At 49.0% G+C, this 21677-nt stretch carries 19 protein-coding genes, 1 other RNA gene and 3 pseudogenes; 18 read left to right on the top strand and 5 right to left on the bottom strand.

Annotated features, from left to right (window positions below; genetic code table 11):
* Window positions 1-663 precede the first annotated feature (663 nt).
* Window positions 664-2733: a hypothetical protein gene (locus BN1135_RS04240; protein WP_042019076.1), complete on the bottom strand. Its 2070-nt coding sequence runs from the start codon at window positions 2731-2733 to the stop codon at window positions 664-666.
* A gap of 87 nt (window positions 2734-2820) precedes the next feature.
* Here BN1135_RS04240 and BN1135_RS22610 point away from each other — a divergent pair, with 87 nt between their 5' ends.
* The 4 genes from BN1135_RS22610 to BN1135_RS04225 all read left to right on the top strand — a co-directional run bounded on the left by BN1135_RS22610 (window position 2821) and on the right by BN1135_RS04225 (window position 6401).
* Window positions 2821-3204 (top strand): helix-turn-helix transcriptional regulator, encoded by a 384-nt coding sequence (locus BN1135_RS22610; RefSeq protein ID WP_317624011.1) that lies wholly within the window; start codon window positions 2821-2823, stop codon window positions 3202-3204.
* 22 nt (window positions 3205-3226) lie between these two features.
* Window positions 3227-4840: a YfjI family protein gene (locus BN1135_RS04235; protein ID WP_042019075.1), complete on the top strand. Its 1614-nt coding sequence runs from the start codon at window positions 3227-3229 to the stop codon at window positions 4838-4840.
* A gap of 416 nt (window positions 4841-5256) precedes the next feature.
* The gene (locus BN1135_RS21125; RefSeq protein WP_042019074.1) at window positions 5257-5928 is read left to right on the top strand and encodes an inovirus Gp2 family protein; all 672 of its coding nucleotides are present in this window, start codon (window positions 5257-5259) and stop codon (window positions 5926-5928) included.
* Window positions 5929-5999: 71 nt separating this feature from the next.
* Complete coding sequence (locus tag BN1135_RS04225; RefSeq protein ID WP_042019072.1) at window positions 6000-6401, top strand: H-NS family histone-like protein; 402 nt, start codon at window positions 6000-6002, stop codon at window positions 6399-6401.
* A 180-nt stretch (window positions 6402-6581) separates the two neighbouring features.
* On the opposite strand, the pseudogene BN1135_RS21345 reads toward BN1135_RS04225, so the two are convergent.
* Window positions 6582-6788: pseudogene (locus BN1135_RS21345) on the bottom strand (IS5/IS1182 family transposase); the annotation flags it as partial.
* Between the two features lie 104 nt (window positions 6789-6892).
* Between BN1135_RS21345 and BN1135_RS04220 the strand changes: the two are divergent.
* Window positions 6893-9586 (top strand): AAA domain-containing protein, encoded by a 2694-nt coding sequence (locus BN1135_RS04220; protein ID WP_042019071.1) that lies wholly within the window; start codon window positions 6893-6895, stop codon window positions 9584-9586.
* Between the two features lie 37 nt (window positions 9587-9623).
* Here the strand turns inward: BN1135_RS04220 and BN1135_RS04215 are convergent.
* Window positions 9624-9821, bottom strand: a pseudogene (locus BN1135_RS04215) (transposase); the annotation flags it as partial.
* A 124-nt stretch (window positions 9822-9945) separates the two neighbouring features.
* On the opposite strand from BN1135_RS04215, the pseudogene BN1135_RS21340 reads away from it, so the two are divergent.
* The 10 genes and pseudogenes from BN1135_RS21340 to BN1135_RS04175 form a co-directional block, all read left to right on the top strand.
* A pseudogene (locus tag BN1135_RS21340) lies at window positions 9946-10152 on the top strand (response regulator transcription factor); the annotation flags it as partial.
* A gap of 6 nt (window positions 10153-10158) precedes the next feature.
* Window positions 10159-10284 (top strand): hypothetical protein, encoded by a 126-nt coding sequence (locus tag BN1135_RS22550; RefSeq protein ID WP_263053670.1) that lies wholly within the window; start codon window positions 10159-10161, stop codon window positions 10282-10284.
* Between the two features lie 97 nt (window positions 10285-10381).
* Window positions 10382-10900 (top strand): type VI secretion system effector Hcp1, encoded by a 519-nt coding sequence (gene hcp1 / locus BN1135_RS04205; RefSeq protein ID WP_042019066.1) that lies wholly within the window; start codon window positions 10382-10384, stop codon window positions 10898-10900.
* 182 nt (window positions 10901-11082) lie between these two features.
* The gene (locus BN1135_RS21335) at window positions 11083-11370 is read left to right on the top strand and encodes a type VI secretion system PAAR protein (protein WP_042019065.1); all 288 of its coding nucleotides are present in this window, start codon (window positions 11083-11085) and stop codon (window positions 11368-11370) included.
* An 11-nt stretch (window positions 11371-11381) separates the two neighbouring features.
* Window positions 11382-13463, top strand: coding sequence for a type VI secretion system Vgr family protein (locus BN1135_RS04195; protein ID WP_042019064.1), 2082 nt, complete (start codon window positions 11382-11384; stop codon window positions 13461-13463).
* 25 nt (window positions 13464-13488) lie between these two features.
* Window positions 13489-16059 (top strand): hypothetical protein, encoded by a 2571-nt coding sequence (locus BN1135_RS04190; RefSeq protein ID WP_223290093.1) that lies wholly within the window; start codon window positions 13489-13491, stop codon window positions 16057-16059.
* A complete protein-coding gene (locus tag BN1135_RS04180; RefSeq protein WP_139245135.1) occupies window positions 16035-16805 on the top strand; it encodes a hypothetical protein in 771 nt (256 codons plus the stop codon). The genes BN1135_RS04190 and BN1135_RS04180 overlap by 25 nt, the downstream gene beginning before the upstream one ends.
* Before the next feature lie 186 nt (window positions 16806-16991).
* The gene (locus tag BN1135_RS21330) at window positions 16992-17270 is read left to right on the top strand and encodes a YceK/YidQ family lipoprotein (protein WP_082186719.1); all 279 of its coding nucleotides are present in this window, start codon (window positions 16992-16994) and stop codon (window positions 17268-17270) included.
* Window positions 17271-17279: 9 nt separating this feature from the next.
* Entirely contained in the window at window positions 17280-17462 is a 183-nt protein-coding gene (locus BN1135_RS21325; RefSeq protein WP_082186718.1) for a hypothetical protein, read from the top strand.
* Between the two features lie 33 nt (window positions 17463-17495).
* Complete coding sequence (locus BN1135_RS04175; protein WP_042019061.1) at window positions 17496-17918, top strand: hypothetical protein; 423 nt, start codon at window positions 17496-17498, stop codon at window positions 17916-17918.
* Between the two features lie 23 nt (window positions 17919-17941).
* Here BN1135_RS04175 and BN1135_RS04170 read toward each other — a convergent pair whose 3' ends face one another.
* Together BN1135_RS04170 and BN1135_RS04165 are read right to left on the bottom strand one after the other, a co-directional pair.
* On the bottom strand, window positions 17942-18145 hold the full coding sequence (locus BN1135_RS04170) for a hypothetical protein (RefSeq protein WP_042019059.1): 204 nt from the start codon (window positions 18143-18145) through the stop codon (window positions 17942-17944).
* A gap of 2 nt (window positions 18146-18147) precedes the next feature.
* Window positions 18148-19356: a tyrosine-type recombinase/integrase gene (locus BN1135_RS04165; RefSeq protein WP_042019058.1), complete on the bottom strand. Its 1209-nt coding sequence runs from the start codon at window positions 19354-19356 to the stop codon at window positions 18148-18150.
* Between the two features lie 243 nt (window positions 19357-19599).
* Between BN1135_RS04165 and BN1135_RS21320 the strand changes: the two genes are divergently transcribed.
* The 3 genes from BN1135_RS21320 to BN1135_RS04155 all read left to right on the top strand — a co-directional run bounded on the left by BN1135_RS21320 (window position 19600) and on the right by BN1135_RS04155 (window position 21629).
* A non-coding RNA gene (locus tag BN1135_RS21320) (RtT sRNA) lies at window positions 19600-19729 on the top strand.
* 288 nt (window positions 19730-20017) lie between these two features.
* Entirely contained in the window at window positions 20018-20776 is a 759-nt protein-coding gene (locus tag BN1135_RS04160) for a flagellar motor protein (protein ID WP_042019057.1), read from the top strand.
* Window positions 20751-21629, top strand: a complete 879-nt coding sequence (locus BN1135_RS04155) for a flagellar motor protein MotB (RefSeq protein ID WP_042019056.1) — start codon at window positions 20751-20753, stop codon at window positions 21627-21629. The genes BN1135_RS04160 and BN1135_RS04155 overlap by 26 nt, the downstream gene beginning before the upstream one ends.
* Window positions 21630-21677: the final 48 nt, after the last annotated feature.

Genomic DNA, 21677 nt, shown 5'->3' with positions numbered 1-21677 from the left:
AAAATAGATGAAATGAGTGCCGATTTCGTGAGTGTCACTAGGGCTTGATCTATTGAATCAAACCAGTGGTTTAAAGACGTAATGTGTCATCTTATGACTGTTTCAGTAATTGTTGACTACACCACGTATCACAAAAATCTAGTGGTGTTACTTTGATTTGGTTAGACAGCCGTCCTAATCACTCTTGGAGTACAGCTGGGAATACACATCACTAATGCGTGGTCCCTCCCCAAATCAGTATCAATATTAAATTTGACCAACTGTTCATACAGTGCATATAAGTTATAGAGGCAAACATAATGATTCCTTTATAAGAAAAGGAGTGCGTATTGCGCACTCCTTTGGGATGGTTCACTTTAATAAAGTATATCCAAAGTTATTTGAAATTAACATTAATGTATTTGTGTGGTGAATGACTTTTAAGAGTATCTGAAATGTATACGGCGATTAAAATCCATTATTTAAATCATGCAACAGCCTCTGATCACCAATGATGCGAACTAGCAAGGGAACCAAGAATTCAACTTTTGTCAATACCCTCGATGCGCTTTTTAAGTGCTATTTTTGATACGAATAGCAAAAGTAGCTGGGTAAAATAGGATTTAGAGTGGAGGCATCTATCAATGCAAGCACTGATAGAGCCTCATTCTAGCTCCCTAGAGGCTAACATGTCTTGGCGGTAGATGACTTAAATAATAATTCGACCACCTTATGATTTTCACCTAACTTTATAATGTTACTCACATCATCCCCTTTGGGAGATAAAAACATAATCAGCGTCAAGTAGTCCAGCAGACATACCGCTAGTGTGGAACCATCAATACAGTGTATAAGATTTCTCTCTAGGTCGGAGCGAGTCAGGATATCTTCATCGAGAATACATTTCATAAATTCACTTGGTGTGTCAAGTCGCTTTGTTTTTTCAAGACTAGCCAAGAGTTTTCCTGATATGTTATTTAGTTCATTCAATAAACCATGGACTATTAATGGTGTTTGATGATTTATATCTTTTATATTTACCCTGTCGATATAGGGAGGGTTGTCGTCCGAGAAGATCATGTCGTTGCGTGTAGTGATTTTTGCGACTGTATAATTGTATGCATAAATAGCTTGAATAACTGTTGCCGCGTATGTGTTATTTCCTGAGACCAAAGAGTATCTAAGGTATTGTTTCTCCCCTAGCCATGAATTTTCATCAAACAAGTGATAAGGTCGCGGTGCTAGTAGGCTAATAACACCCTGATGATTGATAATGTCGTTGACTTGCTCTGTTAAGCTCTCGTGCTTAATCTTCTCCTTTTCTAATTTGTAGGTTAACCCTACTCGAATAACGGCTAATAAATGTTTTACAAAACCAAACAGCGGTAGCTTTTCTCTTGGTGCTTTCTTGATTGCTTGCAATGCACTATTGGGTTTTCCACATTGTAATAAAGAGAGGATAAAAACAGTGAATGAGATGGGATCGTAATGCCATTGCAATAGGCTACCTCGTGAGTGAGCAAAATTGTAAATAACTTTATAATATTCGTTCTTAAATGCTGGGACAACGATTTCACCATCATCTGAATATTCAGATGCATTAAGTTGCTCATTCAGTATTCCTGTGGCGCTATTAGGGGGAAGTGAAACCATCTTTGACAAAACTTGAGACTCTTTATGTGCTTGAGTCATAAGTTGGTATTCGCTCGGAGATAACGAAGGAAATTCCTGATGAAATAGTGGGATCATATCCTCTAGTATCAAGCGTGTAATATATTTCTTTTTTTCTATAGTCAGTTTTCTTGAAGCCTTACTATCAATAAGCGAGACTTGCTGTTCTAATGTCCCCCTCTTGGTATAGTCTTCACTAAGAGCCGCCGTTAATCTTTCTTTAATTATTGATAGGTGTGATTGAACATTGCTACACATAGCGTTATATGTATGATGGAAAATGTCAATTAGACCGATTTGAGCTTGTATATATTGGAGTGTTGTGAATGCTATATACATGGCAGATAGCTCTTGAACTCTAGATTTTAGTGTATGGTCGAGCTCTATGCTGTTATTTGATATATTCTCTTCATTGTTGTCGAATTTCTCTTGTAAAGAATGATGCTTTTCAATGGTTGAAACACACTCTGCAGTGCGTTGTCTCACTGTAGTAGCAGTTTGATTTCCTTTTTTAGCAAGCAAGTCAAGATAATCAGTTATCGGTTTGATAACGAACATTTCTGAAAGGTTAAAGTGAGTTTCAATGTATTCCTGCAAGTGTTTTTTTGCAAAGAGTTTGTTTATCACTTTAGGTTCATTTTCGCTTTCTTTAAGAAGACCATCTAATTTTAGCCAGTGATCAAGATGATAGTAAATTGATTCTTTAGATGAATCAGATTGAAATATGGCAATATCAGCACACAGTATCGGTATTAAAGCACTCCTAATATAAATCTGAGTCATGTACTCATTAGATCTAAGGTTAGGCATCAGGGGGGTTCTGAGCACGGTATTACACAGACTCTCTAGAATATCGATGTGATTATTGATCATTAATGGAGGAAGAGTAATCCCCGTATGAAGGTATGCAGTGAGCTTGTTCAGCGTTACCTCTTCAACACCATATTCAGCGAAGTGTTTTCTGTGAGAATCGTACTTTGTTCTATAGCGCATTTCAGATTTACGGCCCTTGGGCCAGAAACCCAGAGCATCGGAAAGAAAATACATCAAGTTGGCAAAAACGTGCGTTGCGTGTACGTGCATATGGTCGGCTCCTTAGTACAGGGCATGAGATTGATGGATGTACATCTGGTGTCTTGATACCTGGGAGATACCCCGGATGTAAATATAATGTTTAAATTTTACCAGCCTCATACAACCTTGTTGTTTTGTGGTCGAAAAACAAACAAAAAAGAGAAAGTCTTGGGTCCTCAGTTTGCCTCCGTGAGATTAACGCTTCTTTGGGGAATGATGCGAGTCGCTAGTTCACATAACCAAGAAGGAAGTCATCAAATGCGAGATCCCAAGAACGTTGAGTATGTTGATCGGATTATCAGATTGCCTGAGCTGCTAGCCATGGTTGCTACTGGCAGGTCAACGGTTTACGAAAAGATCAATGCGAAATCTCGTCGTTACGATCCGTCTTTCCCAAAGCCAATTCGGCTCTCAGGATCGGCTAGATCAGCCATAGGTTGGCGCCTGAGTGAAGTACAACACTGGATTGCTACCCGCTAACACATAGGTAAGGAGTAACCTTATGAACCTTGACCGCATACTTAAAAGACTGCCGCTATCGATACTGGCAGTCATGGATCTCTTGCACTGTATAACAAAGGCTCCTCGGCTGCTGATCCTCACGGAATTGTTGAGTGTGGTGAGTATCCTAGCTCAACAGCTCGTTGACATCAGTCCAAAGAAAGGAATGGTTTTCCCCACATCGTTATTTTTTATTGTGTTGGCGAACTCGGGTGAGAGAAAAAGTACGGTTGATAAGTACTTGATGAAACCCATTTATGAATTTGCAAAAAATATGTACGAGGCCTACAAGCGTGAATATGAAGAGTTCAAGATAGGGGCGGAACTGTGGGAGATAAAGAAAAATGCAATCATTACTGCCTTGAGAAAAATGAGTGCACAGGGAAGTACTGAATTCAGCGAGCTTGATGAAAAATTTAAGGACCATATGAGAAGTAAACCCATGGAACCACAGAGTAAGCGTATGTTGATTAATGATGTCTCAACTGCGGCATTAAAAAAAATGCTAATCGGCCATGAGGTTTCTCTTGCTCTAATGTCAGACGAAGCTGGTTCCATTTTTAATGGTGACTTGCTGAAAGACTCTGCGCTTTTTTGTTCTCTGTGGTCTAACCAACCACTTATCATTGATAGGGTTAATAACGCAAGCAGCAAAATAGAAGGTGCTCGGTTAACAATGAGCCTGATGATCCAACCTGAACTGTTCAACGCCTTTAATGAACGGAACGGGGAGACCATGCGTAGTTCAGGCTTTTTTTCAAGGGTATTTTTTTGCCAGCCTGAATCTGAAATTGGTAAGCGATATGAATACGGCTTGGTTACACAACACAACATGATGCCGCTCGATGATTTTTACGCAACTGTTCATCGCCTTTTAGCATTAGGAGAAGAACGAGTCACACGAGGCGATAAACGTGATGTATTAACGTTATCTCCTGATGCTGAGTGGCTATGGCTGGAGAAGTACAACCAAATTGAAGCTGCGATGGCTAAGGGGCAATGGCTTGAGGAGTACACGGAGTTTGGTTCTAAATTTATGGAGCAGGCGACCCGGTTGGCGGCAGTACTGCATGTCATTAGTCATGCTCAGAAGATAGAACCTGTTGTTGAGAAAGAAACGATGAAAACTGCGATTCAGCTAACAGAACTATATTTTGAACATGCGATGAATCTATTCAAATCATCTGCATCCTTTACGCTGCCGGACCGTCGTGGTGCCGAGGTACTATTAAAATGGTTATACGATAACTTCAATGGTATGCCGATTAAAAAAAGTACGATTAGACGTTGTGGCCCTTATAGCATTCGGAATCAAAAGGGGCTGGCTGAGGCAATTAACATACTCCTCGCAGAGGAACACATAATTTGCTTTAAGAAAAAACAATCTATTAGTGTTATCCTGTCGTACAGGAAGCATCCATTTCTTAGTAATGGATTAGAGAATCCTATGGTTTTTAAAGACATAAGTGGCCCCTATGGTGAGCCCTACTATGGTAGTAATATCTCAAGGTTTTATAGCGGGAGAGGAGGTATCAGCTTACAAAATAATACGGCAGTTCCAAGCATTGAAGACTTGATTGATCCTGATGAATTGGGTAAACAATTTGTCTTCTAATCGAAAATAACTTCAGAGTTGATATTTATCACGTTATTTAACGTGTAATTCATTGCGGGCCTTATATGGCAAGACTTGAGCTTATTACATTATTTAATTGATGGGGAGAATGTGTCCGGTATATGTATTATATAAAGTATGTTTACTGCATATCAACAAAGCATATCTGATATATATCGATAAACCATATGTAATATATAAAGTATGTTTACTGCATATCAACAAAGCATATCTGATATATATCGATAAACCATATGTAATCATACGCGTTATACGCCCTGTAACAGGGACTACATTATAGTCTATATATCCCCTCTCTCTTGAGAGGGGAGGATTAAATTTTATTTAAAATACTGACTCACGTTATTGTGTTAGGCATAACATTTTCAAACACTTAGCATTTAGGAGTGATCATTATGTATGACAAAATATTATTAACCAATATGGAATTTGAAGCACTGTTGCAGAAATGCATATCTGGATATGGGCCAATGAACCTGGATTATCTGGCGCGTAGTGTAGACTTTACAGCTCAAGTATTAACAGAGACGCCTAGAGTCTTTGCTATTCGATGCGATTTAAGGTTCGCAGTGGATACCACTGCATACGACCTGGATCAGCTTACCTGCCTGCAGCGCACTGACCCGGCGGTGATCACACGCTTCATGGAATCCCTTAAAAGCCAGATCAAAGCAAACCATAGACGTAACAACCGACGAGGGGAGCCTCGTCTACCTGCTTACATCTGGTGCAGGGAAAAGGAGTTATCAGCGCACCACCATTACCACATCATGCTGTTCTTCCACAGAGACGATTACGCCTATCTGGGTAACTATTTAGAAAGTGATGGTGATAACATGGGGGTGAGGATACAGAAAGCGTGGTGTAGTGCACTAAACTTACCGCATCCAGAGCATGCTCACTTGGTTCATTTTCCTACCAAAGGCACCTATGATCTATTTCGCAGTACGGCAATTAATCGAGATAAAATCTATCACGATTTTCTATTTCGTCTGGCTTACCTGAGTAAACAGAGTACGAAGGTTATGGATGGGCAACGAAACTTCGGTTGCAGTCAAATACGATAAGACGCTTGAGCACGTCAGTGCTCATTAGTATGCTATAGAACAATCCCTGCGTATTTAATTAAAGGATATCTATGAGTGAATTTCTGAAAGTGCTGTTGAACATCCGTAGTCTGCGGGCAGCACTGCGTGAGTTGTCTCTGGATCAGCTCAAAGAAGCCCACGAGAAAATCGAGCTGATTTATCTGGAACGGTTGGAGCTGGCGGAGAAAGAACAAGCCGCCCAAGCTGAGCACCAGCAAAAGCTGGCCGAGTTTCAAGCGATGTTGGCTCAAGCTGGCATTGACCCGACTGAGTTGGTAGGCAGTGCCCCAATTGTTGCGACAGCGGTTAAAGCTAAACGAGCACCTCGCCCACCGAAATACCGTTATGTTGAAAATGGCGTAGAGAAAACCTGGACCGGCCAGGGCCGTACCCCTAAGTTCCTGGCTGAGCAACTCGAGCAAGGTCGTCAGCTGGATGACTTCCTCATCTAACTAAATAGACAAGGCCATGCCCTCACGCTATGGCCTTTCTGTTAACAGGTTCAGTGACCCAAATCATGACAGCCCTCATAGCTACGAACTTGTTCTGTCGCATGACTAAGGTCAGCGCTAATGAGGTGTTGTTGCCCAAATAAGCCATCAAGTCATGGCTTTCCTAGCACCAGGTTAACGCTACACTCGGGGCTGTCTGACAGGTAGGGCCAAGGTATTCAGCTTGTTTATGGCGCTGACATACTCCATGACTTCTCCTACTTGGCCGTTGTAGTTACGCGGACTGATTTCGCCGCCAGTAATTGTTTAAACCGATACCTTTTTCCAGTGCGGCAACCCTTCCTTTCGCATCACCAGCATAGCCTCATTCCTCAGGGGCCCTTTTTTCATCTCCACCTTGCATGCAATGATGGCAATATGTTCTCCCTTGGAGACCGTAGTATTTGACGTGAAGCAAAGCCGGACGTAATACGGCTAAGGATTAAAGATACATGATATCGATTCTGGTTGATGGTGAGGATAAAACCGCAAAAATTAGCGACTGGACGATTCGCTGGAACGACAAGCACGAAACGCTGGAACTGACCTGTCATTTTCCCTCCAGTAAAAAATACACTCGCCCACTCAATCATTGCCAAGTATCACCTTCCCGCGAGTTGAGCAATGTACTGCTGACCAAACCTGGCAGCACGATCGTCAAACCTATCGACAAGGCGGTGATCTACGGTGAGCGATATGCCGTGGTGCACTATCCGGGCAGCAGCAGGCCTTATGTCCACAAGATGGACGGCATCGTCTTTACCAACCCCACCTCGCTCAAGGACACTCCGGTCTTCGGTTACTTCACGACGGTTGCGAGTGCCCGACACGCTCAAGCGCAGTCGAAGGCTGATCGTGACATAGCCAGCAATATCGTGACTCAGCTTGGAAAACTGCCAGCCATCGCCAGCACTGCCTTGCAAGCCTATTGCACCGGGCGCAACGGCACGCTCGCCCCAGGTCAGGGGCTCATTTATCCGTTCGGGCTGAACGAAAGCCAGTACCAGGCCGTTGAGCGGGCGTTCAGCGCGCAAGTCAGCGTGATCGAAGGCCCACCGGGAACCGGCAAGACCCAGACCATCCTCAACATCCTCGCCAATATCCTGTTGCGCGGGCAGACAGTGGCGGTGCTGTCCAACAACAATGCGGCCGTGGCAAACGTCTACGAAAAGCTGGAGAAATGCGGCCTGGGCTACCTAGTCGCCAAGCTTGGCAACAAGGAAAACCGCGAAGCCTTCTTCGACGATCTGCTTGCATGGCCCTCCAATGCGCCTGGACCGGCACCGTCCCTGGAAGAGATCCAGGGCTTGCTGACCCGCCTGAAGCAGCACCTGCAAGACCACAACCGGGCGGCACAACTGCAGATCGAATTGGACGAGCTGGTCATCGAGCGGCGCTACCTGCAACAGTGGCAGGCAGAAAACGGTGTGCAGGCCACGTCGTTGGACAAGTACAGGCTGACTCCGCGCAAGACTGCCGACCTCATGGCCTACCTGGCGCACTTGGGCGAGCAGCGCGTGAGGCTCAAGGACCGCATCGAGCTGCTGTTCCAATTCAGAATCTTTCGCACCAAACCGTTCGCCGAGGGCGAGGCGCGCATGGCCGCGTTCCATGCCCTGCAGATGCATTACTACGACAAGTCGCTGCAGGATAAGGAAACCGAGCTGCGGGCGTGCCGTGAATCCTTGGCGCGCGCAAATTTCACGGCGTTGCTCAAAGAGCTGACAACCGCATCGATGCACCATCTGAAGCAGCATCTGCAAGGCCAAGTTCCGCCGCGAGACAGCTTCGATGTCAAAACCTACCGCAGGGACTTTGATGCCTTCATACGGCGCTTCCCTATCCTGGGCAGCGGCACGCACTCCATCGTCAACTCGATCGCGCCGGGTGCGATCCTCGACTACGTGATCATCGATGAAGCTTCTTTGCAGGACATAGTGCCGGGCATCCTGCCGCTGGGCTGTGCCAAGAACCTGATCGTCGTCGGCGACAACCGCCAGTTGCCGCACATCCCCGTGAAACTGGGGCTGCAGGCGCCGGCCGAGGCCTACGATTGCGAGCGCTACAGCTTGCTGGATTCGTGCATTGCCGTATTCCTGGACGCACTGCCAAGGACGCTGCTGAAGGAACATTACCGCTGCCACCCCAGGATCATCCAGTTCTGCAACCAGCAGTTCTATGACAACGCACTGGTGCCGATGACAGTGGATAACGGCGAGGAGCCCCTGCGCCTGGTGGTGACCGCCAAGGGCAACCACGCACGCAAGAACACCAACCTTCGGGAGTTGGATTCCTTGCTGAAGGTGCTCGAAGACGAGGGGACGCCCGTCGCAGTGGACGGTGAAGGTCGCGGTTATATCGCGCCGTTCCGGGCACAGGTCAGCCTCTCCGAAAAGCACCTGCCAGCGGACTTCGTCAATGACACGGTGCACAAGTTCCAGGGGCGCGAGTGCGACGAGATCGTCTTTTCTACCGTGCTGGACAAGAAGCGCTACAACCAGGCGCAAGGACGCCTGGATTTCGTCGACGACCCACGCATGATCAACGTGGCAGTGTCGCGGGCCAAACATCGTTTCACCCTGGTGACCGGTGACGAGGTGTTCACCGAGAACAACGGCCACATCGCCGCGCTGATCCGCTATATCAGCTATTACGCGCAGGACGAGCAGATCGTGCGTGCGCCGGTGGTGTCGGCATTCGACTTGTTGTACCACGAGTACGATCAGTCCTTGGCACGCCTGAACGCCCGTCTACGACCCGAGGATTCACACTACAAGTCCGAGCAGATCGTAGCGCAGTTGCTGCGCGAAGTGCTGTCGGCTCCGGCGTGCCAGGCACTGAAGTACCACACGCAGATCCGACTAGAAAAGCTCGCATCGCCAACTAACTCCGACTGGACGGAAACTCAGCGGGCGTTCATGAGGCGCGCCAGTTGCGATTTTGTGCTCTATTTCAAAGTGGGTAAGACCCCGATAGGGGTGATCGAGGTCGATGGTGGGTATCACGACCACCCAGTACAGGCGGCTCGAGATATCATGAAGAATGAGATTTTGGATAAATGCCGCATTCCCATTTTACGACTGCGGACAGTTGATAGTGGCATTAAGCAGAGGATCGGCAACTTTATTGGGCAGTGGATTAAATAGCTGTTCCGAATAGTAGATCTCTGGAGGAAGAGGGTGTTATGGCCCTAATCAGCCAGTAAGTCATGACGATGGTTTTGTCGGTGTAGAGCTGGCTGCTTCCCTGTTGCATGTGATGGGCGTGGTAAAACCAGTTGTCCATAGCCTCGACATCCACCCAGAAGGTAAGAGAGCCACGGTTAATCCGAAATTTGTGGTACTGGGACCAGTTGGTGATGGGGTGAAGTGCTTTGCCCATGTTGCAGACTTGAAGGGGGTGGCGGTGATCAGTTCGCTACGTTGCCACATGGCCCCATTCGGGGTGCATCGATTTGAGAAACAACGCAACTCCTTTGAGCTTGCGGGAGTAAGAGGTCTATCAGTGGTCAGCGGAGGGGAAGCAAGTCAGTGATATTGCTCAAATCTTGGGTATTACCCCTCGGAGAGCCACCTTTCATCTGGAACGCATAACCGAGAAGTTGGGGGCGAGCAGCAAGAGCCAGGCAATCTCTTGGGCTCTCAAGCAGGGATTGATACGCCTGAATATCGGTGCAGCAGAAGTAGGAAATACCTGCGAGCTCAGTGAATGATGCTAAATGGCGCAACATATTGCGCGAATTGCAGTGAAAGCTACTGACCCAGCAACCCTTTATAGTGCATGCAATCAATTTGAGCAAAATATTGCTCAGCGCTGGGCTGCTGCAGTCGCGTTGCTTGGTTAAGTTGTTGATAAATAACAATGTAGGAAGATTGGCATGGTCGCTGCTAGAGGTTGGACGAGTGCTATCTCGTTTAACCAACCTATTTAGGAGCATACCCATGCCAACTCCATGTTATATCAGCATCGAAGGTAAAACCCAGGGCAACATCACCGCCGGTGCCTTCACCTCCGATTCCGTCGGCAACATCTTCGTACAAGGTCACGAAGATGAGATGCTGGTGCAAGAGTTCAATCACCAGGTAACCGTACCGACTGACCCACAATCTGGCCAGCCTGCTGGTCAGCGTGTCCACAAGCCGTTCAAGTTCACTGTTGCGCTGAACAAAGCCGTGCCGCTGATGTACAACTCCCTGGCCTCCGGCGAGATGCTGCCGAAAGTGACCCTGAAGTGGTACCGCACCTCCGTTGAAGGCAAGCAGGAGCACTTCTTCTCTACCGTGCTGACCGATGCCACCATCGTTGACATCGACTGCCAGATGCCGCATTGCCAAGACCCGGCGAAGTCTGACTTCACCCAGCTTATCCAGGTCTCTCTGGCGTACCGCAAGATTGACTGGGAGCACACCGTTGCCGGTACCTCTGGTGCTGACGACTGGCGTGCGCCTATCGAGGCCTAAGCCTCCCTTTCTTACTTTGGTATTCCTTGTAGTAAATCTTGTACTGTCTGGCCGGTGTGCACCGGCCATTTATCCCGTGTTTCTCCGGTCAGCTTTTGGCTGCCGGAGCTTTTATGTTTTGCCATTCCCCTGTTCTGATGTTGAGGGCGGAGTGATGGCAAAGCACACAAGAGGTTTGAGTTATGTGTCCCTCCATTGCACTGCTCGGTGACATTGGCACCGACCACGATGGCTTTCCACCGACTTCGGTGATTGCCGCCAGTCCTGACGTGTTCCTTGATGGCAAGCCAGTGGCCCGTCAGGGGGACCCGCTGACGCCGCACGACAAGCCGAATAACCCTCCTCATCCACGCAGCATTGCCGGTGGAGTGGGCTCGGTATTGGTGAACGGCAAACCTATCGCCGTCACAGGCACGGCAGTGGATTGTGGTGGTGTGGTGATTGGTTCGGGTAGTGGGCAAGCAGGATAAGGAATAAGGGCATGGCACAGAGCACAGGATTACAATTCACCGTCAAGGTCGGCGCACTGGCTGACAGCACCTTTGCGGTCGCGAGCTTCAAGCTGGATGAGGGCTTGAACCGCCCGTTTAGCCTCAAACTGGAGGTGGCCAGCGCCCAGCCCGATATCGATTTCGGCGCCGTACTGGACCAGCCCTGTGAGTTGATGGTGTGGTACAACGGCGAGCTGCAACGCCGGGTGTGTGGGGTGGTGAGCGAGTTTGCGCAAGGGGACAGCGGCTTTCGCCGTACCCGTTACAGCTTGGAAGTCAAACCTGCGCTGTGGCGATTGGGATTGCGCCAGAACTCCCGCATCTTTCAGGCGCAGAAGCCTGACGAAATCCTCAGCATCCTGCTGCAAGAGCACGGCATCACCGATTACGCCTTTGCGCTCAAGAATGAGCACGCCCAGCGCGAATACTGCGTCCAGTATCGCGAGACCGACCTCGACTTTGTGAACCGCCTTGCTGCCGAAGAGGGGCTCTTCTACTTCCACGAGTTCGAAGCAGGCAAACATCGCATCGTTTTTGCCGACGATGCGGCGGCCCTGACCGCAGGCCCCGAGCTGTTCTTCAACCTCGGCAACCGCTCGCTGGAACAAGGGCCTTATGTCCGCCAGTTCCACTACCGCGAGGCGGTGCGACCCTCGGATGTGGAGCTCAAAGACTACAGCTTCAAGACCCCGGCCTATGGCCTCTCCCAGAAGAAAATGGGCGCAGAGCTCGACCATCAACGAGATACCTACCAGCACTTCGACTACCCGGGCCGCTACAAGCAGGACGGCAGCGGCAAGGCCTTTGCCCAGCACCGGCTCGATGCCCTGCGCAATGACGCTGTGGCAGGCAGTGGCAAGTCCAACAGCGCGGCTTTGCTGCCGGGTCAGCGCTTTTCATTGACTGAACACCCCAACGGTAGCCTCAACACCGACTGGCAAATCGTTCATATCCGCCACACCGGCGAGCAGCCACAGGCACTGGAAGAAGAAGGGGGCAGTGGCCCGACCGTTTACCACAATGAATTTGGCGTGGTCAAAGCGAGCACCACCTGGCGGGCCCGCATCGGCAGCCCAGAAGCACCCCACAAGCCGATGGTGGATGGCCCGCAAATCGCCATCGTGGTAGGCCCAGAAGGGGAAGAGATTTACTGCGACGAGCATGGCCGGGTCAAACTGCAATTCCCCTGGGACCGCTACGGCTCGAGCAACGACCAGAGCTCCTGCTGGGTACGGGTTAGCCAGGGTTGGGCCGGTGGTCAATACGGCATGATGGCCATCCCGCGTATCGGCCACGAGGTCATCGTTAGTTTCCTGGAAGGAGACCCCGACCAACCCATCGTGACCGGTCGTACCTATCACGCCACCAACCGGCCACCTTACGACCTGCCAGCCAACAAGAGCCGCACCGTGCTGCGCACCGAAACCCACAAAGGTGAAGGTTTCAACGAGCTGCGTTTCGAAGACCAGGCGGGTCAGGAAGAGATTTACATCCACGGTCAGAAAGACCTGAACGTGCTGATAGAGAATGATGCAGCCTGGCATATCAAGCACGACCAGCACACCGACATCGACAACGAGCGGGTGACCCGCATCAGAAAAGTGCCGGGAAAGGATGGCGCACCACCCAGCCTCGGTAATGACCACCTGACCGTTGAAGGTGAAAAACGCGACCACATCAAGGCGGACTATTCGCTGACGGTCGATACCTCGATGCACCAGAAGCTGGGCCAATCGCTGTTGGTTGAGGCGGGTGAAGAGGTACATATCCACGTGGGTGACAAGATGGTGCTGGAGGCTGGTAGCGAGATCACCCTCAAGGGCGGCAGCAGCTTTGTGAAAGTTGACCCGAGTGGCATCAAGTTGGTCGGCCCCGACATCAAGCTCAATGCCGGTGGTAGCCCTGGCTCAGGCTCTGGTTGGGCAGGTCAAGTGCCCGTCATTCCCAAAGGCGTTGACGTGGTGAAGGCCCCAGAGCTGGTTGAACTGGTCAAAGCCATTCCTACCGAGAAGGCGATGGAGGCGCTGCTCAAAGAGCTGACGCCTGATGACGATTATCAGCCCTCCGCTTGATGGATAACACAGGATTAAAGCAAAGATGAAAATCGTCTATCCCATGCAACTGGCCGGTGGTAACACCCCCAGCGAATTCGCTTCTCTCGATGCGTTTATCGAGAAGATCAACAGCCTCAAGAGCGGCACCTTCCCGATTGGTCGCAACCGTATCTGGCACGGTGGCATCCATTTCAGTGAGAAAGGAGGCTGGCACCCGAGCGGCGCTGTACGCGCCATCGCTGACGGGGAGATCGTTGCCTACCGGTTGGCAACCAAACCGGCCAAGGCAACCCGCAGCCCCGAAGCAGGAAAGCCAGGAGACGGTATTGAGCTACATACCTCCCCTTCGTTTTGTCTGGTTCGTCATCGCTACGAAGCCGGAGAGCAGAACAAGAATCGTCTCACGTTCTACAGCCTCTACATGCACATCGCGTGTGAGAACACCTACAGCAGTCCCGAGGCGGCGCGAGTCACCGTCAAGGGCTCAGGTGTCTCCACCTATGAACCGGTGGCCCACCTCAAGCTGACACGCCGACTGTCGGGCAGTAGCCCTGTGTATGCCAAAACAGGGGCTGAGGTGAAGTTGCTCCAGCAAACCCCGAGCAACCTGCTCAACCACAGAGATGAGCCCCACAATTATTTTCTGGTGCACTACGTCGATGAACCGAACAGCCTGTTCTATATCGCAGAAAGTCAATTGCAGCAGGAATATCCGCAAAAGCCGAAATGGATGACCCCACCGGAAGGCAAACCGGCCCGTCATGGCATCCCGAGTAATACCTGGCTGCGACAATCGGCCAACACCACGGCAGGGAGCTTGGGGCTACCCGCTGGCAGTGAGGTGGTGGTATCCGGTGAGCCACAGATGGTGAACATCAATGGCGGCCCGACCGAGTTTCGTAAAGTGCAGGTGTTCAAGGTAGGCAGCGGTACGGTCAAAGACAGCGCCAATCAGGTGATGACCAATGCCAGCAAAGGGGCCATTGGCTGGTTGGCGAAAAGCAAGATGGGGGCCGGACTGGCCGCCGAACCGAGCATCCCTGTCGAATTCAAAGAGGGTGCATCAGTCGTAGACCGTAGCGAGAACCCGATAGCGGTACAGGCCGGAGAGGTCATCGGTCACTGGGGCGAACATGAACTGGCTACTGCCGGTGCCAGCGGTTTTGTGAAAGACGCCGACAGCAAAGCCGTGCACTTTGAGGTGTTTGTGGCAAAGAGCGACAAGCAGGCGCTTGAAGATTGCATCAATAACAAGGCGCGGGTCACCAGTGGCCAGGGCTACCTGCTGGTAAAAAAAGAGGTGACCACCTATCGCCTCACCAACGATAGCCAGCATGGTTTTCACAATGTGGCCGTCTATGGGCCGCTGGTCTTACCGTTGGCGGTGAAAGAGTCTGATATTGTCACTCACGGCGCCAACAACTTTGTGAAAGTGCGTGAGCGGACTGCTGCGGACGGGGAGTTGGCTGGTGAGTTCGTCTTGCAGGGCGGAGATGTCGAAGTAGTCAGTCAGCATGACTGGCACAAGCTGGGCGTCAAACTGGTCGATGGCAGCAGTGACCCAGATGGATTTTTAGACAAAGCAGATACCGAAGGCAAAGAAGGAGGTGAGTTTTTCAGCACCCTCTATGACAAGCTGGTGACAGACAGTGACAACGATGGCACCCTGAGCGGCAATGACATCAAGGCCGCGCTGGCCGATGAGGAGTTGGCGGGCAAGTTGCGCATGTTGTTTATCAAGCACAAAAGCGAATGGGTACAGCCAGGCGAGTGGCCACGCTTAAAACAGGAGTTGGCTGAGCAGCCGAAGCTCTATGAGTATGCGATGCAGGTACATCGCAATATGGCGTGGGTGGAAGATGCTAGCGCGATATTGGGTGATACCCAACCTTGGTTTATTCATCCGGCTGGGATGATGACGTTGGTTGGAAGATCGTTCGTTAAAATCAATGTGCCTTTGTTTATCAGTGAATATAAAAAAATTCATTCAATCTGGGATTCTCGCTCACATAGCTTCATAAAACTACCTCTGAATTCCCAGTCAGAACAAGGATTGGTGCGCTTGCTTAATGATTTCAACGCCCAGTATGAAGATATCACTCCTTTAACCTTGCAACATATTTCCTACATGCTAGCGACAACAAAAATTGAATCATACAATTATTTGACTGGGGTTCTTTTTAACCCAATCGCGGAGCTTGGTGGCGATCGGTACGCAGAGGCAATGTATGACCCTGTTTTAGGTAAAGACGACCGACGCAAAGGTATCGCAAGAGGTCTTGGTAACGTTCAGCAAGGTGATGGTGTTAAATATAAGGGGCGTGGTTTCGTACAAATAACAGGAAAAAGTAACTACATAAAATTTTCACGTGCGTTAGGCTTGGATTTAGAAAACACCCCCGACCTTGCATTGTCATGGGATAACGCATTTTCTATAATGATAGTAGGTATGCAAGATGGATTGTTTACTGGGCATAGCCTTTCAGGCTTTATTTCAGAGGGTTCTAAAAACTACCGTAATGCCAGACAAATAATAAACAGTATGAATGAAGCTGATACTATTTCTGTATATGCTGAGGAGTTTGAAGCATGTCTTTTAAAATCAATTGGTTAATTGTCTATTTATTTTGTTCAGCGGCGAATGCTGCTGATAACTTTAGAATCATGGAAGATGGCCTTTACTCAAATAGTGGCAAGCTCATGAATAGTGAAATATCTAATAAGGCTACTACGTTTTCATATTCCCTACGCCAAAACGCACAGGACTCAATTACTTTATATAGAGATACTTTCTTAGGTAGCTCAACTGAGCAATGCTCAATGGAATTTAAGAAGAATGAACTGGGAGAGTATCATTCATCATATGCTATTTGCTTTGATGAAATAATCTCTATCAAGGATGGTCAGAAACTACCGGCGTTAAAGTTAGTCAGTTTGAACAATGTTCAGATATCAGACTACAGAGACATCATGATAACTCAAGGTGAATATTATTCAGATAAAAAAACATTTTCTGACTTAGTATTGTTTGATGTTCCTCTGAATGAATCCAAGCAGACAAGTGCTGGAGATAACATTTTCTGTAATTACTACACCAAGGACTATAATTTTGGTGTTTCTACTGACAACATTCGCTGCTATAGACCTTCACATGTTAAAGGAAAGGCGTATCTTTATAATGCTGCGGATGCAGAAAGTGAGACTAAAAAATATCTAGTACCTGGAGATAAAGTCATTCCATTAGATGAAAAGATGGATCGCAAAAACAATAATTGGACATATGTTTTATACCAAGGAAAAAAAGATACTAAAATGTGGATAAATAGTAAAGCATTGGATTTAGATAAGCATGTTAAATAGCTTGATTTTAGAAAAATGCCATTTCACCATGGCACCTTACTTTATCATATACCATTTCTAATATCAGGTTGATGGCGTGATGAAAGTCACGCCATAGCAAGATATTTTTTTCAACTTTCATTAGCCGCACCATGTTCTTTCAGTGAAAGAACAACACATTGGCGCCAAAATAAAAGTGAGTTTAACATGTCAAGATTAATGCTCTTAATTATTGTCCCATTTTTAATCTCTGGGTGTGGAACTTTATTTGGACGAAATGGTATCACCGCTGACTCACCCAACCTTTATAAGGGAGTGAGCGCAGATATATATGTGTTGTCAATGCAAACAAGCCGTGACAATGGTGGGGCAGCAATTGTTTGTTATATGTCAGTAGTATGTCCTATTTTAACAGTTGCATCGCTACCTATTGACGCCGTGATCGATACAGTATTACTCCCAATTGATGCGGCATCCTCAAGATAAGGTTGGCTAATGAAACTAAAACAATATCAAAATTGGCTTTCCCAGTATCTAGTCTGTCGGCGTGATGGAGATCACGCCATGGCTGCCGACTTTGCCGAGTCTATTGTTAGTTATTGGCGGTATCATGGTAATGCAACTGAGGAAGCAAAGTGGGCATCGGTTGTGGCATTTCACTTGGATAAAGTTGAGTAAACATCAATTCTTTTTACTATTATGGATATACGCATGACAAGATCTATTTTCTTATCACCAGAAGGGATGAAGGTGTTTTGGGACTATATGACCCATCTTTTTCTATCCTCGTCGCTCACGGCTGTGTTCATGGCACTATTTGCAATCCATGTCCCTGTTGACATTTATGTCGACAATGGCATATCAAAAATTATAGGGCTTGCTTTCTTTGCTTGTTTATCGATCTATGCATATTTTTCTGCTGCATCTATTTTTTTAAATGGAACGCAGAACATATTTAAAATTAAAAACAATATACCACCAACTGATAAAATAACTGCCAAGAGGCTTTTCTGCAACAGCAAAGTAAATTTGATAGAAGTAATTATTTCTTGGGCCATGGTAGGTTTGTGTGTGGTGGTAGTCTCAGAGACTGCTATTAGCACCGCGTTCGGAATAATAGCAGCGAGGCAATAAATATACGCCCTTCCTTCTTACGTTTACTGTTGCTGATTCGATGAGCCAAAGAAAAACGAAATTACGCTGTTGCGCTCGTTTAAGAGTGCGCCGATCACCACGCCAATGAGGTTGGAGATCAGCGCGACCAGCTCGGCCCTATCGCCAAGAAGTTGGCAGCTGCGACCAATACGAGGATCAGCAGAAAAAAGAACACAGAATGAAGTGGCCCTGATGGGCCGCTTCATTCTTATTCAGTTGGCAAATTGCCAACCACAAACTCAGCCCATGCATCCATCATCGGACGTCGCTGATCCAGCAAGTCGGTGCGATGGTACGCAGCCTCCACTTTGTTTTGTACTGTATGCGCTAACGCTCGTTCAGCGAGATCCCGTGCATAGCCCTGCTCGCTGCACCAGTCGCGAAAGCTGGAACGAAAACCATGAGCCGTTGCCAGACGGCCAGGAGTAGAGCTTGGCGCTTTTACCCGTCGCAAAAATGTCGTCAGCACCATATCTGATAGGGGGACTTGATCGCGTGGAGAAGGGAAGACCAATTCATCATGCAACCCCTGCAACCCCATCAGGATCTCGACGGCTCGAAGAGATAACGGGACGCGATGCATTTGTTTGGCCTTCATTCGTTCCGCTGGCAAGGTCCAGACTCTTGCTTCCAGGTCTACTTCTGACCATTTCATCGATCTGACTTCACCTGAACGGCAAGCCGTCAGGATCAAGAACTTCAGCATTAAGCGAGTTACATCGTACTGTTGTGTTGTCCTGAGATGCTGCTGAACAAAGGTTGGAATATCACGCCAGGGCATGGCTGGTTGATGCTCGGTACGAACGGCTTTACTGGGTTGTAGTGGGAGTAAGTGATTTACCACATCGACCGGGTTTGCTTGGCAGTGACCATGCGCCCAGGCCCAGGCCATGACCGCATGCAGCCGTTGTTTCACACGGCTGGCAGTTTCAGGGATCTCCAACCAGATCGGCATTAAGACCTCAGCGATCTGCGCAGGAGTGATGGCAGAGATTGAGTACTGGCCAATCATGGGGAATGCATACTGCTCGAGCGTCGAGATCCACTGTTTGCCATGTTTGGGGTTTTTCCATCCAGGCAGCAGTTTGGAGTGAACTTCCCGAGCCGCAGCCTCGAAAGTTGGGATAGAGGGTTTGCTCTCTTCTGTTCGTTTGAGTTCTAGTGGGTCAAGGCCATTGGCGAGTTGCTCTCGCATCTTCTGCCCTTGCTTGGTGGCATCGGCTATGGATATCTCGGGGTAAGAACCAAGCCCCGCATTTCTGCGTTTGCCGGTCACTGGGCTGACATAGCGAAGCACCCAGTTGCCTCGACCTTTCGCTGTTGACGGATGAAGAGCAAGGCCTATTACGCCACCATGTGCAATTGCTTTGTCACCCGGCTTGAGATTACGTGCTTTGGTATCGGTAAGAAGTGCCATAGGGAAGATTCCTTGAGAATGTGGCATGCCATGGACTATGCCATCCATTGTGCCATTTAGTACGGGATAGAGTCATTTACAGTCGGACGATGTTGGACGGTTTTGTCTGTAAGATACTGATTGTAATTGGATATGTAGGATGTGACTGGTTTTGGCTGAACTTAATTCAGGCGGTCTCCCTCACCGCCAAATTTAAAAAAACCGACCTCAGGGTCGGTTTTTTGCTTTCCGGCAAACGCAAACACCGATGCTGACAAGGGAGGGTGAGAACCCGCGCCAGGTTCGAGCAGAGCAGCTTGCTGCGATGAACGGCCAACGGCCGCCCCGAAGGGGTGAGCCACGCAGTGGCGAATCATCCACTCCCTCACCGCCACATTGCAAAAAGCCCTGATGGAAACATCAGGGTTTTTTGCTTTCCGGATTTCGGACACTCGCCCCCATCCAGATCTTGCTCTTGTGATTGACCAACCCTGCAAGTCTGTCCTTCTGTCACGACACGGTGCAACAAGGTAATTGCAAGGCAATCTCATTACCGCCACACACCGCCCTTTGCTAACGCTGCCCAGCTCTCATTAATTCCTCGGCGATTGGATATCATTTTGAAAAACTGATACTTAAGTAGCTACACTAGCCATTATCAATATTCAGGGACGTAGAAAAAATGAGCTTGATAGGCCTTGTCTTTGCACTGATCTGCATTCTTGGCGGAAACATCATAGAGGGCGGCCATCCCAGTGCGCTGCTCGATCTGCCCGCCTTTCTTATTGTGATTGGCGGTACCGTAGGTGCGGCACTGACCCAGTTCCCCTTCTCCGTGGTCGGTAAAACCGTCAAGCGTTTCAAATGGCTGCTCTCCCCCCTCAAGCTCGACATGCAGGAGCAGGCACAGTTGCTGGAGACCATGGCAGGTAATGCCCGCCGCAGCGGTATGCTGGCCCTCGAAGGCATGGTCGAAGAGATCAAGGATCCCTTTTTGAAAAAAGGGGTACAGATGATGGTCGATGGCTATGAGAAGACCAAGATCCATGAGGTGCTGGAAAACGAGATCGAATTTGAACAAGAGGATCTCGAACAGACGGTCAAATTCTATGAAGCCATGGGTGGCTACTGCCCAACCATGGGTATAGTCGGTGCAGTATTTGGTCTGATCCACGCCATGGGTCTGCTGGATGCACCGGACAAACTGGGTGGCGCCATCGCGGTGGCCTTTATCGCCACCATCTACGGGGTTGCCGCCGCTAACCTGATTTTTTTGCCGTTCGGCAACCGTTACAAAGGATTTGCCCACGAGATCCGCCACTACAAGGAGATGACCCTGACCGGCATCCTCTGCATCGTGGATGGCGAGTCACAGGCTCGGCTGCAAGTATCCCTCGAACCATTTATCGGAGGCCATGGTGGCCAAAAAGAAAAAAGCTGAAGCACCGGAAAACCACGAACGTTGGCTGGTCTCCTATGCCGACTTCATGACCCTGCTGTTCGCCCTGTTTGTGGTGCTCTACTCCTTTGCCATGGCCAAGCAGTCCGAGACTCGGGTGCTTATCCAAGGCTTTATCGAGTCACTGGGCAAAATTGGCCTCATCTCCCCGCCTGCCGGTTCGCCAGTGATGCAGGGTGGCACAGGTATTCTCGAACCAGAATCAAAAACGAGCCCCAGCAGTTCGGAAAAAGAGACGGTGCTAGAGAAAGACGCTCCCATGGCGGCGTCTGATCCCTTCAACGAAACCATTGGTGCCTCGGAAAAACCGAGTGCCACCGAAGCTTGGCCCCACAAGACCAAAGAACAGGAGTGGGTGCAAGTAACCAAGCAGAAGCTGGATCAACAGCTCAAGGCACAGATTGAATCCAAGGATCTCGAGGTCGAGCAGCTTGGCAGTCAGCTGGTGATCCGCATCGGTGAGAAGGCATTGTTCCCATCCGATTCGGCGTTCCTGCAACCCCAGTTCGTGCCGCTGGTCCACAAGATCTCCGGCATCCTAGCCGACATCCCGGGACAGGTGGTGGTGACCGGCCATACCGATGACTCACAGGCGCCGGTGGAGCTTTATCGCAACAACTGGGAACTCTCTGTGCTGCGAGCCTCCTCCATCGTGCAAACCATGCTGACCAATCCCAAGCTGGATGCCAAACGGGTCATTGCCCAGGGTGTTGCCGACACCCAGCCCCGTTTTGCCAATGACACCGCCGAACATCGCCAGGCAAACCGTCGGGTCGATATCACCCTCTCTCAAGGCAAGGCCGCAGAAGAGTCGCTGCAACTGCTCAAGCCCTGACCCTCCCACTCCCGCCTCGCGCGGGAGCCTCTTTTTAAAAACAAATAA

Source organism: Aeromonas sobria (assembly GCF_000820145.1).
Classification (GTDB): Bacteria; Pseudomonadota; Gammaproteobacteria; order Enterobacterales; family Aeromonadaceae; genus Aeromonas; species Aeromonas sobria.
The sequence above is the reverse complement of the archived record's forward strand: the minus strand, read 5'-3'. Positions and strand labels throughout refer to the sequence as shown.